This window comes from Robiginitalea insularis (genome assembly GCF_052497835.1).
This window is the reverse complement of record NZ_CP199296.1, coordinates 2,928,746-2,942,104: the sequence shown is the minus strand read 5'-3', so window position 1 is coordinate 2,942,104 and position 13,359 is coordinate 2,928,746. Positions and strand designations below refer to the sequence as shown.

The 13,359-nt window shown below is 42.8% G+C and carries 9 protein-coding genes; 8 read left to right on the top strand and 1 reads right to left on the bottom strand.

All coding sequences use genetic code 11. The features are described 5' to 3' along the window. Positions 1–80: 80 nt before the first annotated feature. The 6 genes from ACT6NV_RS13270 (at position 81) to ACT6NV_RS13245 (ending at position 10,823) form a co-directional block, all read left to right on the top strand. Positions 81–1,091, top strand: coding sequence for a hypothetical protein (locus ACT6NV_RS13270; protein ID WP_445384923.1), 1,011 nt, complete (start codon positions 81–83; stop codon positions 1,089–1,091). 9 nt (positions 1,092–1,100) lie between these two features. Continuing rightward, positions 1,101–1,550, top strand: coding sequence for a hypothetical protein (locus ACT6NV_RS13265; RefSeq protein WP_445384922.1), 450 nt, complete (start codon positions 1,101–1,103; stop codon positions 1,548–1,550). A 120-nt stretch (positions 1,551–1,670) separates the two neighbouring features. After that, positions 1,671–2,993, top strand: a complete 1,323-nt coding sequence (locus ACT6NV_RS13260) for an adenylate/guanylate cyclase domain-containing protein (protein ID WP_445384921.1) — start codon at positions 1,671–1,673, stop codon at positions 2,991–2,993. Between the two features lie 168 nt (positions 2,994–3,161). Beyond that, the gene (locus tag ACT6NV_RS13255; protein ID WP_445384920.1) at positions 3,162–4,025 is read left to right on the top strand and encodes a methyltransferase domain-containing protein; all 864 of its coding nucleotides are present in this window, start codon (positions 3,162–3,164) and stop codon (positions 4,023–4,025) included. A gap of 7 nt (positions 4,026–4,032) precedes the next feature. Then, the gene (locus tag ACT6NV_RS13250; protein WP_445384919.1) at positions 4,033–5,370 is read left to right on the top strand and encodes an oxygenase MpaB family protein; all 1,338 of its coding nucleotides are present in this window, start codon (positions 4,033–4,035) and stop codon (positions 5,368–5,370) included. Positions 5,371–5,519: 149 nt separating this feature from the next. Beyond that, on the top strand, positions 5,520–10,823 hold the full coding sequence (locus tag ACT6NV_RS13245) for an AAA family ATPase (RefSeq protein ID WP_445384918.1): 5,304 nt from the start codon (positions 5,520–5,522) through the stop codon (positions 10,821–10,823). A 24-nt stretch (positions 10,824–10,847) separates the two neighbouring features. Here the strand turns inward: ACT6NV_RS13245 and ACT6NV_RS13240 are convergent, their stop codons facing one another. Next, entirely contained in the window at positions 10,848–11,063 is a 216-nt protein-coding gene (locus ACT6NV_RS13240; RefSeq protein WP_445384917.1) for a hypothetical protein, read from the bottom strand. A gap of 456 nt (positions 11,064–11,519) precedes the next feature. Here ACT6NV_RS13240 and ACT6NV_RS13235 point away from each other — a divergent pair, with 456 nt between their 5' ends. Both ACT6NV_RS13235 and ACT6NV_RS13230 read left to right on the top strand, forming a co-directional pair. Continuing rightward, positions 11,520–12,461 (top strand): hypothetical protein, encoded by a 942-nt coding sequence (locus ACT6NV_RS13235; protein WP_445384916.1) that lies wholly within the window; start codon positions 11,520–11,522, stop codon positions 12,459–12,461. Positions 12,462–12,571: 110 nt separating this feature from the next. Next, positions 12,572–13,345 (top strand): hypothetical protein, encoded by a 774-nt coding sequence (locus ACT6NV_RS13230; RefSeq protein ID WP_445384915.1) that lies wholly within the window; start codon positions 12,572–12,574, stop codon positions 13,343–13,345. The last annotated feature ends 14 nt before the right edge of the window (positions 13,346–13,359 follow it).

Genomic DNA, 13,359 nt, shown 5'->3' with positions numbered 1-13,359 from the left:
CTAAAACCAAACTAGCTAAACTGTAGATAACCAGATTACAACTGCAAGTGCAGCCTCAGGTTATTTATTTAAGACAATTAATGAAACTATTTAATTACCTGTTTTTTACGGCAATCATCACTCTTAGTGGCTCCCTTTGTGCCCAGGATACCCAAATCCGGGGATTTGTACATGTAAACTCATTTCTGAGGGATGATAAGGTGAGTTTTGAACTGGGTGAGTACGACCTGTTCATCACCTCTGAACTCAATGACCGGATTTCTTTTCTGGGAGAAACGGTTTTTCGGTATGACCGGGCGAAAAAGGATTTTGAAGTTAGCGTGGAACGGGTAATTTTTAAGTACAATTACTACGGGAATCACAGTTTCCTGATTGGAAAGCACCATACCCCCCTGAATTACTGGAATGATTCCTACCATCACGGAAGGGTTTTCTTCCCAACCATAGACAGGCCCTACCTGTTTCGCCGAAACATAATTGCCTTACATACCACAGGAGCTTCCCTGCAGGGCATGAACCTGGGTAAGATTCGCTTTGGGTATGACCTGATGGTAGGAAATGGAATAGGTTCCGGAGATCTGGAAGATAATGATACGTACAAATCGCTGACCGCAGCAATCCATATCCGGCCCATGGACCGCATGCGCATTGGGGCTTCGTTTTATAATGACCGTATTTCGCCTCTGGCCGAAGAGGACCACCACAGCCCGCAAACTGATTTGGGAGAGGAAATCCGACAACAGCTGTACACCGCCTCCTTTGCTTATTTTGGCAAAAAACTGGAAGTTCTGACTGAGGCCACTTATGCAGTAAATAAGGCCGAAAGTACGGGAAGCCTGAACTCTATGACTTCCTATTTTTATGCAGGATACCGTTTTAAAGATAAAATAGTGCCCTATTTCCGGGTAGATTGCCTGGATTTTGAGGATGAGGAATTGTATTATGTCAACAGCGATGTAACCTCGCTGGTAACAGGAGTTCGATATGAAATCAATTACCTGGCCGTAGTCAAATTGGAGTACCAGCATGAAAGTATCAGCTTATCGGACAATATTAACACGGTTAAATTGCAGATTGCGATAGGCTTTTAACTAAAACTTATGAACAGGATTATTTTCAAATTACTACTGATCGCCTTTCTGGGGTTCATGATGCCCAAAGGGTTATATGCCCAGGAAATGCCCCTGGTGGTGATTGGAAACGCGCAATCTGTTCCGGATGAGCTGAATTTTAATCAGCTAAAATCCGTGTTACGCGGGGAAAAACTCCGATGGGCTGACGGCAAGAGGGTGGTAATCGCATTAATGAAATCCAACACACCAACTGGGAAAGAAACCTGTGAACGAATCTACAACATGAGTTCAAACGAATTGAATAAATATTTCCTGGCATTGGTTTTCCAGGGTAGGCTCAAAGCTCCGACCTTTTTTACTTCGGAGAGTGAAATGGAAACCTTCGTTGCTGAAACCCCGGGTGCTATAGGAGTCATTAGTGAAGCTGGAGATCTGACCTCCAAAATTATAAAGGTGACCGGTAATGAGCAGTTGTAATCGAATAGCCTATCTTTCTGCCCTTGTGATGTTATCAGAAAAGTTTAAGAAATTCAGATTCCTTTAATGGTCTTATCCGTTCAAACTAAAATCTTACTGACCGTTTTATCGGTTGTGCTTATGTTTGCCCTTTTTATTCTCTTTTATTACCCGGCAAGACAGGAGAGCATTCTTCTCGAAAATTACAACTCAGAAATTGAACATTACGCCAACTCGGTTGCGCTGGGTATTAAAATTGCCCTGACCGAAGAAAACTTTGAAGGGGTGGAAATGTCCCTGAACTACGTGAGGGATGATGAAAGGCTGCAATTTGTGAGCATTATTCAGAAGGACAGTATTTGGAACGAGGACTACACTGATTACACAATTGAAAAAGAGGTTTTCAGGACCTTCCCAGATACTATAACGGTAGATCCCTATCTAACTTCTACTGAAGATTTTATAATTAAAACCAGTCCCTTTAGCACTCCTATAATGGAAGGGGAAGTGATGCTGAGTTTTACAACCAATGAAATTGCCGTTGGAAGACGTCAAATCCGGATTGCATCTGCACTGGCCAGTTTAATAGTTTTCGTAATTGGCTTGCTTATCGGATACTGGCTGGCCAGGCGTATATCAGTACCTGTCCTTGAATTGAGGGATGCAGCTAACCGTGTGGGGGAAGGTGATTTTACGCAGTCCGTAATCAATAAATCAAGAGATGAGATTGGAGAGCTGAGTGTGGCTTTTAACAGGATGGTGAAGGACCTGCGGGTAGCTCAGGAGGAAATATCCAAACGAACTGAGGAGCTTACCGAGGAAAAAAAGAAAACGGATGAATTATTGCTGAACATACTTCCTATTGAAACGGCAAGGGAATTAAAATATACGGGGACCTCAAAGGCCAAATACCATGAATCTGTAACAGTAATGTTTACAGACTTTAAGGATTTTACCGCTATTTCCGAAACCATGAGTGCAACCCAACTGGTTGCCGAGCTGCACGATTGCTTTAGCAGGTTTGACCATATTATCCGCAAATACAACATTGAAAAAATTAAAACAATAGGAGATGCCTATATGTGCGTTGCCGGGCTGCACTCTAATAATAAAGACCATCATTTTGACGCAGTAGAGGCTGCAATGGAGATCAATGAGGCGATGAAGGAGTACCGCGCCGAAAAGGAGGCGAAAGGTGAAAAGGGCTTTGAAATCCGGATTGGAATGCATACCGGGCCGGTTGTGGCAGGGATTGTAGGGGTAGATAAATTTGCCTATGACATCTGGGGCAGCACGGTCAATATGGCCTCACGAATGGAAAAAAACAGCGAACCGAACAAAATTAATATCTCAAATTGCCTGTACCAGGAAATCAAAACCAAATACAGTTGTACCTCCCGTGGAAAAGTGGTGGTTAAAGGTCTGGACAAAATCAAGATGTTTTTTGTGGAAGGACCCGTTTAACCCTTCTGCAAACATGTATTAGAATAGTGCAACTTTATCTTCCGATGCCAAATACAACTAAATTCCACCCTTGAAATGAAATTAACCAACAGATTGAGTATATTTAAAAATGCACTAAGGGAAACCAACTCTTAAAAATGCATTTTACCAACAAACCAACTAACTCAAATGACTCAAAAAGCACTCATCAACGAGGATGAGATTATCAGGTATTATGAAGATTGCCAGGTAGATTATGAATTAGTCTGGCACTTAAATTCCCATATGTGCATGCACTATGGGTATTGGACCAAAGAAACCAAAAACCTAAGGGAAGCCTTATCCCGGATGAATCAGGAACTGATTGAGCAGGCTGGTATTGAAGCCTCAGATTATGTACTGGATGCCGGCTGCGGCGTTGGCGGCAGTTCTATCTACCTGGCCAAAAACGTTGGTTGCACCGTTAAGGGAATTACCCTGACCCCGAGCCAGGTAACTACTTCTACTGAAAACGCCCATAAGCATGGGGTATCTGAAAAGGTTAGTTTTGAGAATCAGAATTATCTGTCAACCACATTTGAGGACAATTCATTTGATGTGGTATGGGCCATAGAAAGTGTTTGCTACGCCTGGGATAAACAGGATTTCCTCAATGAGGCATTCAGGGTCCTAAAACCGGGAGGCAGATTGATAGTGGCTGATTTTTACGCTGCAGCCTGCGAACCGGGAAGCAGAGACGCCATTCTGCTGGAAAAATGGACAGAAACCTGGGCCATAAAGGCCTATGCCATTACAGATGAGTTCGAACAACAATGCAAGACTGCGGGTTTCAGTGAGCTACTGGTTCGCGATGCAACAAATAATGTACTCCCCAGTATCCGAAGGTTGTACTACTATTTCTTCCCAGGGATTGTTGTTACTACTTTTTCTGAGTTTTTTGGATTCAGAAACCGTACCCAGACCAGAAATACCTGGTCTACCTATTACCAGTATAAAGCCTATAAAAAGGGCCTCTGGAGATATAACATTATTTCTTGCGTAAAACCTAACTAATACACTTATGGTCAAAGAATGGACAGACGAAATCCTGGATAAAAAAAGAGAGCTCGCAGACCCACACGCCGATGAAGCCGCTGCGGCCCTCTTTGAAATGATCAATACCCAGGATACAGAGGAGAAAAAGAAAAAAGTGGCCGATTTTATTAGGGAATTCGTTAGTCATGATTTTACCCAAAAATGGGATCAGGATAAGCACGAAATAAAGATCCCCCAAAAATTACTGGATTATTTTGAAGACCTCAGACCCTTTGAATTTTCGGAAAAGGAGTTAAAAATACTGGATAAGGGCGCAGATTTCTATCTTAAGCACGGACCGCGGATTATTTTTATACTCTACGCCAGGTCTTTACTCAAACAATATGCCCACACCAAGGCCATTGAGGTATTGCGGAAGACTACCCTGCTTGAGAAACACGCCCATCGGCGCATCATCGAAACCATGCAGTTCGTGGTAGATGTAATGCAGCCTAATTGGTCTAAGGGATATTTTATTTGGGGTACTCATCGCCTGAACAAAAACCATACGGGTATCCGAAGTATCCAAAAACTGCGTCTGGTACATGCCATGATCCGTTACAAGATAAAAAACAATATTACCCATACAAAGGATAAAGGTTGGGATGTGAAAGAATTGGGGGAACCCATCAACCAGGAGGACATGATCTTTGCCACCCACACCTTTAGCACTGAGGTAATACAAGGCTTGCAGGAAATGGGGGCAAAACTGAGTCCCGAAGAAATTGAAAATTACTACCAGACATGGTCTTTGATTGGAAAGGCCTTGGGGGTTAATGCCGACTTGATTCCGGAAAATTACGAGGATGGCTGTAAACTACAGCAAATCATCTACGATCGACATTTTACCTTAGATAATAAATATGGGGCTATACTAGCTGAGGCACTCGTAAAATGGTTTGCAGATACCATGCCTTTCTTTAACCGAAAAACGGCTCTTACGGTAATTAAAGACGCAAACGACAAAGCCAACCAAGAACTGATTGAAAAATACCTGAAACTGGATCTTTCCGAAGGGCACGACGATTTGATCGCTCACCTTGCAGAAACCGATTTACCTGGGATGGAAAAGCATAAGGGACAGAACAAGGCTACGGCTGAGATCGAACATCTATTTATCTATTTTATTGAAAATCTATTAAAAGTGGAACGGGGAGGCAAAGAAAGTACTTTCCGGATTGGCGATGGATTTGATGATACCTGGAATATTAACCGGGACCAGGAAAACCCGACAAATAAGCTTATTCTTATTATTAGTACTATCTGGACCGCTATTAAGGGTTTTTTCCTTAAAATAATCGGCTATTTTAAAAACCATGATTGAAAGGAAAGTCCTGTCAGGAACCCTTATATTTGTGATGATTAGATTACAAGCTCATTAACAAACTGCCAATAGCGTCTAACTATTTGCAGTTTTTGGAAAGCTCCCGAAATCACAGGGCTCGATATTTAGAGTTGACAAATTAATGCAGTATGCAGCTTCAGGCTTCACAATTAATATTTGAAAGTGGCACTTCCCTGATTTATAAGGCCAATGACCAGGGAGAGGATGTAATAGTCAAACTCTTAAAAGACACAAGCCCTTCTTCCGACCTGCTTCTCACCTTTCATAATGAATACGAATACACCAAGGATATTTATCACGATAAAATCCGCAAGGCCAGGCGCAAGGAAAAAATCGATAATAAATATGCCCTTATCCTCGATTATTTTGAAGGAGTCAGCGTGGGCGAAGCCTTCGTCCGCAGCCGCAGGCCGCTGTTGGAAATACTCGAATTTGCTGTACTGATAGCAGAGGCTATTAGTCATATGCACCAGTTAAAGCTCATTCACAAAGACATTACCAAAGACAATGTACTTGTGAATCTGGAAAAAAAATCCATTCAATTAATAGATTTCGGACTCTCCTCCAAGATAGACATAAAAACCAGTAACCTGAGCAATCCCGATACTATTGAAGGGAATTTGTTCTACATCGCGCCAGAGCAGACCGGGCGGATGAACCGCAAGGTGGATTACCGATCAGACCTTTACAGTTTTGGAATCCTCCTGTACGAAATGCTGACCGGAAAATTACCGTTTTTTGGTGAAGACAGCCTGGAAATCGTACACAAGCACATGACTGAACTTCCCGCTTCCCCTACGGAACTCGACCCGGAGATCCCCAGGGTAGTTTCAGAGATTGTAATGACCCTGCTGAACAAAAATGCCGAAGACCGTTACCAGTCTTCCATCGGCTTAAAAAATGATTTGCAAACAGCCTATACAGAGCTGGCCGATAAAGGAAAAATCTCAGAGTTCCCATTGTCCATTTACGATTTTACAGGTCATTTCATTATTCCTGAAAAACTTTACGGAAGGGAAAAAGAACTCGATATACTGATGCAGGCTTTTTCCAAAATAAAAAACCCAACTGTAGAAGCGCTTTTTGTATCCGGATACTCCGGTGTCGGGAAATCTGCCCTTATCAATGAAACACATATCCCCATTACCAGGGAAAAGGGGTACTTCATCAAAGGAAAGTTTGATCAGTTCCAAAGGGATGTTCCCTATTTTGCTTTTACAGAAGCCCTGAACGAATTATGCCGATATCTGCTTTCTGAAGCTGAAACCAAACTGGAGTACTACCGCGATCTGATGCTTGAAGCATTAGGGGATCTGGGCAAAATCATTATAGATATTGCTCCCAGACTGGAATTGATAATTGGCCCGCAACCTGAGGTAACGCACCTGGACGCCAGGGAAAACAGCAATCGTTTTAACCGGGTCTTCCTGAAGTTCATACGTTCCATCAGCCTGGCGGAACACCCTCTGGTCCTTTTCCTGGATGACCTGCAATGGGCAGATATGGGAAGTATACAAATCATCCGGCAGATCATCAGCAGTCACGATCATCCAAACTTCCTTTTTATAGGGGCTTTCAGGGATAATGAGGTGGATAAAACCCACCCGCTGGCACTGATGTTAAGGGAAGCACGGCTGGAGAATTCCAATATTCATGACATCGAACTGAAACATCTGGAGGAGCAGCATGTACACCAAATGCTTGCAGAAACCCTTCACGAAGATTCCGACGCCATCTCAGGACTGACAGAGGTCGTCTATAAGAAGACGCAGGGGAATGCTTTTTTTACGATTCAATTAATTACCAGTATCCTTAGTGAAGGACATATAGAATATGACTTAGAACGAAACAAATGGAAAATCGATCTCGAACAGATCCGAAAGAAAAACTATTCGGAAAACGTGGTCGATTTCATGGCTTCCCGCCTGTCTGAACTACCGGATGAAACCTTAACCATTCTAAAACAGGCCGCCTGTATCGGAAATCAGTTCGAAATATCCATACTGGCCCATTTATCCGGAACTAGCCGCCGCGAGGTATTCCTGGCACTAAAAATGGCGATAACCGAAGAACTGGTCATACCCCTGGATGAAGACTATCAACTCCTGGCTATTGATGAGGAGGTTTCGAAGGATCGTAAATTTCTGTTTAACTTTTCTCATGACCGTATTCAGCAGGCTGCCTATTCCCGCATAAAAAAAGGAGACCGCACCAAATTGCATTTTAAAATTGCAAAAATCCTGTCCGAAATAGAGCGGAACGGCGACTATCTCTTTGAAACGGTTCACCAGTTTAACAATGCACTGGCCCTTTTGACAGAAGCCGATATGCGGATTACAGTTGCCACTCTAAATTTTCGGGCTGCTACCAAGGCCCGCAACGCTACTGCTTACAGCAGTGCTTTGAACTATATCCAAATAGCCGAAGGATTGCTCCCAAAGGATTGCTGGAAAAACCACTATGAGTTGAGTTTCGGACTCAAGGCTCTCGGAGCAGAAGTTTCCTATTTGCTGGCGGACTCGCAGCGAAGTGACGCCTATATTGAGGAATGCCTGGATAATGCCTCAGACCCAATTGAACGAGCCGATATCTACTACATTAAAATGTTGCGGCTTACTATTGCAAATTTATATGAAGAAGCCATTAATACCGGGCGCAGCTGTTTGAAAGAACTGGGCTATGATTTTCCCAGCGAAAACCTCGATGTGCTCATTGGGGAAAATATGGAACGCCTTCTCACTTATTTTAACAAAGAAGGTGTTGCTTCCATTGCCGGGAATCCAGTCATGAAGGATCCGGCCAACCTGGCCATTATTAAGATACTCGATAACTTTTCAATGCCCACTTATGTAGGTGGATATACGCAATTATGGATACTGCAGGCCTGTATGAAGGTTAATTTCAGCCTAGCAAACGGCAATACCCCGGAAACGGCCTACGCCTTCAGTGAACTGGGGCTGATCCTGAACCTGCAGGGACAATACCAGTTTGCGCTGCAATGCGGAGAACTATCGCGCACCCTATCCCTGAACTTTGAAAAGATAAGCCTGCGCCACAAGGCCAGGTCCTTCCACCTGATCGCCAATTATATCTTTATTTGGCACAAACATGTGAACAGTATAGCTGAAATCAATGATGAGGGTTTTCAGGCGAGCATGGATTCAGGAGAATTAATTTTTGCGGGGTATACCAATTTCCACCCATTCTACAATAAATTCTACAGTGGAGGGGTACAATTAGAGGAAATAAAAGAAGGTTTGCCGGATGCCATCCGTTTCAATGAGAAAATTAAAATGGACCTGGCGATGGATGCATTGATTTCCCTTGAAATGTGCCTTAACTGTTTAACAGGGGATGGAGTAAAATCAAATGAGTTTCGAACCAAACGATTTTCTGAAAAAGAATTTATTTCCCTTTGTGAACAAAAGAAAGACTTTTACGGCATTGCCACCCTGCATACTTACAAGGCCTGCGCCCTTTATATAAATGGTCATTTTAAGGAAGCTGCAAAAAGTATTGATCAGGCATACCAATTCGTTGCACCCCTGATCGGATCCATAGTGCATTTCACAAGCCTGAAATTCTATGAAGCCCTGATTAACTTTCAGTTATACCCAAAAGCCAGGGATAAGAAATCCATAGATCAGAAAATTGAAGAAATTATCGGCTTATTTGAAAATCTCAATCGAGCCGGAAAAGCGAATATTGAACACAAGCTACAACTTCTCAGGGCCGAGAGGTTCAGGCTAAAGGGTAATTTAAGCGAGGCTGAACAGCACTACCTGCATGCTATAGATTCTGCGAAGGAGTACGGATTCCTTCAGAACGAAGCAATAGCCCATGAATTATTGGGACGTCTCTGGCTGGAACAAAATAAAAAAATATACGCCAATATACATTTCGAAAAAGCTGGAATCTGCTTCTATCAATGGGGGGCTATACCCAAACAGGAAGCTCTTAAACAGGAATTCCCGGAAGTATTTGCAAGGCCATCTTTAAGCCGGGGTTACACAGACAGCCAGAACAGTTACGCTGGTTACAATAGCGGTTCCTTTGACACCAAAACACTGCTAAAGGCTTCTCAGGTTCTTGCTGAGGAAATCAGGCTCCCTGATCTGCTTGCCAAAACCCTTGAAATAATCAGCGAGAATGCAGGGGCAGACAAATGCGCCATAATATTAAAACGGGAGAGAAACTGGTATGTGGAAGCGCTGAGCGATAAAGAGCGCCCAACGGGAATTCTCAGTAGCATTAAATTAAATAAATGTACAGATTTACCGCAGGAAATACTGTCCTATTGTATTCGCTCCCGGGATGAGTTTATTATGCAGGAAGGGGAACATGATAACCTTATCGACAGAGATGCTTATATGCAGAAATACCTCCCAAAATCTGTTGCCGTAATCCCCAGTTTTCTTAAAAAAGAACTCAGGGTATTGCTGTATCTGGAAAACAGTGTTACAGCGGATGCCTTTTCCAGGGGTAAACTGCAGATTCTCAATATGCTGTCTGGACAAATTGCTATTTCTATTGAAAATGCCCGACTATACGACAACCTAAACAACCTGAATCAGGCCTATCAGAAATTCGTTCCCTATAAATTCCTGAATACGCTTGAGAAAGAAAGCATCCTGGATGTTAACCTAGGGGACCATATCAAACAGGATATGACAGCTGTGTTTTCTGATATTCGTGATTATACCTCATTTAGCGAAAAATTAAGCCCACAGGAGAATTTTGATTTTATGAATACCTACCTCAACACAGTAGGTCCCATAATAGAGGCAAACGATGGTATTGTAATACAATTTATCGGAGATGGCATCCTATCCTTGTATGCCGATCCTAATAATGCCCTCAAGGCCTCCATACAGAGTCAGGAGGCAGTTAACGAACTCAACAAACAATTAATTGCATCAGGTAAAACCCCGATCCGACTGGGATTCGGAATTCATACCGGCCCTATGATTCTGGGAATCATAGGAGATGAAAAAAGAAGACAGGCAGGAGTAATATCCAGTGAAATCAATACCGTCAGCAGAATTGAAGGCCTAAATAAACTTTTTGGGACCTCCATTATCCTGAGTGAGGATACCTTTTCACAAATTCAGGATAAAGAAAAATTCAGCCATCGATATCTGGGCAAGGTGCAGGTTAAGGGCCAGGAAGGAGTTCTGAGGCTTTATGAGTTTTTTGATGGAGAAAGTCCTGAAAATGCAGCCCTGATGCAGGAATGCCTGGAAACCTTCAACACCGGCTTACAGGCCTACTACAACAAAGACTTTATTACGGCTGCTGCACAACTTAAAAAAGTGCTGGAACGGAATCCGAAAGATGTTACCGCAGAAAGATACCTCAAAAACGCGGCTGACTGCATGGTGAAAGGAGTGCCGGATGACTGGACCGGGGTAGAGCGTATTACTAGCAAGTAGATTATAATCCCCGTAATTTTGTGTTTACACCAAATCCTGAATGGCCTCTATCCAAAGGGGTATCTCGATCTGTACAGCTTTTAGTAGTACGAAAAAACCTTCAATTGATAAGGTATAGACCAGGGTTACCATATCAATTTCCATAGCCATAAAGGTACTCAGCAGCAGATCGTAGAAAATAAAGCCCAGGCTGTAAACCTTGATAACTTTAAATAATATGAGACTGAGATTAGCAGACATTGTGTTTGTTTACTTAGAGTTGTTGTTCATTTAAAAGACGACAGAAAACCGAACTTGTAACGGGTATTAGGAACATTTTAACAGGATTTGACCGCACTTTATCAAAATTTTAATATCCTTTAAGCCCCTAACTTTAGTTCACCGCAGCATTTACTCGGAAGAAAATATTATCTGGAAAACTGCTGGAATACAGAATTGACCCCAAGGGGAGAAATCAATCACTTCTCGTATTCCGCCTTTAGTATGTAAGGCACGGATCGCTGTAGCAAAGCAGTGTCTTACTAGAATCCTTGGATTATCGGAAGCGGATAGATCCAGACTAATTTCTTCAATGAGTAGAATTATAGCTTGTTTACAATAATTTTGCATTTATTTGGAATGGAATTTCCGATAAGCTTTCTATTGTGAATTGTTCTATTGGATTACCACATGAAAAGCAGGAGAATCTTAAGCATAATGAATACCATCAGAAAATTCGGCATTTTGAGGAAGCCTGTCAGGAACATGAGTCTGACAGGGCTGTTGGGGGTTATTCTTATTGGATGCGGTTCCTCAAAAATATCTGAGACCGAAAGTGGTAGCCAGCAAATGGCAGTAAAGCCCGGGGAATCCGTTGGGCAGCATGCCATTTCCCAGAGTGTAGCCCCCAAAGTTTTCGGGATGGATGAACATTTCGAGATTTGGGCCGAAGCCGATACTATAGCTGCAGCACTGTCAGACTCAACGGAAATCCTCACACAAATACCGGACTCCCTCGTAGAAAGGGAAATAATTTCCAATGACAGTACTGCGGATGGAAGCAAGAAAACAGATCTTTTGAAAAAAGGGAGTGCTGTGGCTCAGAAAATAGTAGAAAACTATGTGACCAGCAAAGACAAGGAACCTGGGGGTCACTGCCTCGCAGTGAGTAAAAGACGTTTTGAGAGGGCCTACGAAAGCGTTCACGGCCATTCTTTTTATGACGACCTTCCCAGGAGCATGGCCACAGCCTACTATTCACCCGAGGAAGTTTTTGATTATCTGTATGTCTCTGCGTCCGGAATTCATGAAGGATGGCGCAACCTTCCAATAGAATACAGGGGCAAAGGAAATGCCGGGGCTATTGCCTATGCCGGGATGGGAACCCTGATCGATAAAGAGGGGATTTGGAACGGAGAGCTCCGGCCAGGGGCCCCTATGCAGGTCTGGAAAGACCGGGAGGATTACGAAAAGGTGGTTAGAGGGGCAAACGTAAAGGAATTTGACCCGTTCGGTCACTCTTTTATTTTTATTTCCTATGTGCGGGATGATGAAAATAATATCATCGGAATCAGGATTGCGGATCAGGGTTATCAAAGCTATCGCCCCCTGATTCCCAATGATTATGAAGTCTGGTGGGCGGTGAACCTGAATATATAAGTGTAGCACTCATCGAATAAAAATAAAATTTAACGTATCCTTTAAAATTCATTTTCAATTCTCGCGTTAATTTTACCTGGGGCGATCTCCTTTAAAACTTGAATTTTACCATGTTAATCATATCGCTGTTGCTCTTTTTTGGATTGGAAAATGAAATGCCTATCATGACCGAGGACATTGCCGATTCAAACAGCATTGAACAGGAATTTTCAGTTATATACCCCCACGGAATAGTAAATAAGAACTATGCTTACAATGACTTAAATGATACTATTTCTAAATCTTACGATCTGGTCAAAGCAGACATCACCCAGCTTCGATCCCGTTTGGTGGAAGGGCTGAGACAAGATATTATTTCCCTGGATAGCGTCAAGGCTGTCTTCACAAATCACTTAGTGGATAAAATCATACCCCATTGGTACGGGACCCCATGGAGTTTTGGAGGTCATACTGCCGTACCGAACCAGGGTGAAATTGCGTGTGGGTACTTTATCTCAACCACCCTGCGTGATATGGGTGTAAAACTCAATCGCTATAAACTGGCACAGAAATCACCAATTGACGAGGCCAAATCCATTAGTTGCGGGGCTGAAATTCTGAAGGTTGTACAGGAAAACCCCGAAAAAGCAATGGCAGAAATAGACGCCCTGACCCGGGAAGGAATTTATTTTATAGGTTTTGACAAAAGCCATGTAGGATACCTCCTCAAACGGAAAGGGGAACTGTTCCTGATCCATTCCAACTACCTCTACCCTTCTTCAGTATGCATGGAGCGCCTTGAAGAGTCAAGAGCCTTTAAAAGTTATGCAAAGTTTCATCTGGTTGAAATTTCCAATAACGACACCCTTATCCGTCTCTGGCTGGAAAATAAAGTAGTAATTTAAAAGGCAGCCCGGAA

Excerpts from the sequence above, each read along its gene's own strand:
- ACT6NV_RS13270 (WP_445384923.1), top strand. The coding sequence starts at position 81 with ATGAAACTATTTAATTACCTGTTTTTTACGGCAATCATCACTCTTAGT.
- ACT6NV_RS13265 (WP_445384922.1), top strand. The coding sequence starts at position 1,101 with ATGAACAGGATTATTTTCAAATTACTACTGATCGCCTTTCTGGGGTTC.
- ACT6NV_RS13260 (WP_445384921.1), top strand. The coding sequence starts at position 1,671 with ATGTTTGCCCTTTTTATTCTCTTTTATTACCCGGCAAGACAGGAGAGC.
- ACT6NV_RS13255 (WP_445384920.1), top strand. The coding sequence starts at position 3,162 with ATGACTCAAAAAGCACTCATCAACGAGGATGAGATTATCAGGTATTAT.
- ACT6NV_RS13250 (WP_445384919.1), top strand. The coding sequence starts at position 4,033 with ATGGTCAAAGAATGGACAGACGAAATCCTGGATAAAAAAAGAGAGCTC.
- ACT6NV_RS13245 (WP_445384918.1), top strand. The coding sequence starts at position 5,520 with ATGCAGCTTCAGGCTTCACAATTAATATTTGAAAGTGGCACTTCCCTG.
- ACT6NV_RS13240 (WP_445384917.1), bottom strand. The coding sequence starts at position 11,063 with ATGTCTGCTAATCTCAGTCTCATATTATTTAAAGTTATCAAGGTTTAC.
- ACT6NV_RS13235 (WP_445384916.1), top strand. The coding sequence starts at position 11,520 with ATGAATACCATCAGAAAATTCGGCATTTTGAGGAAGCCTGTCAGGAAC.
- ACT6NV_RS13230 (WP_445384915.1), top strand. The coding sequence starts at position 12,572 with ATGTTAATCATATCGCTGTTGCTCTTTTTTGGATTGGAAAATGAAATG.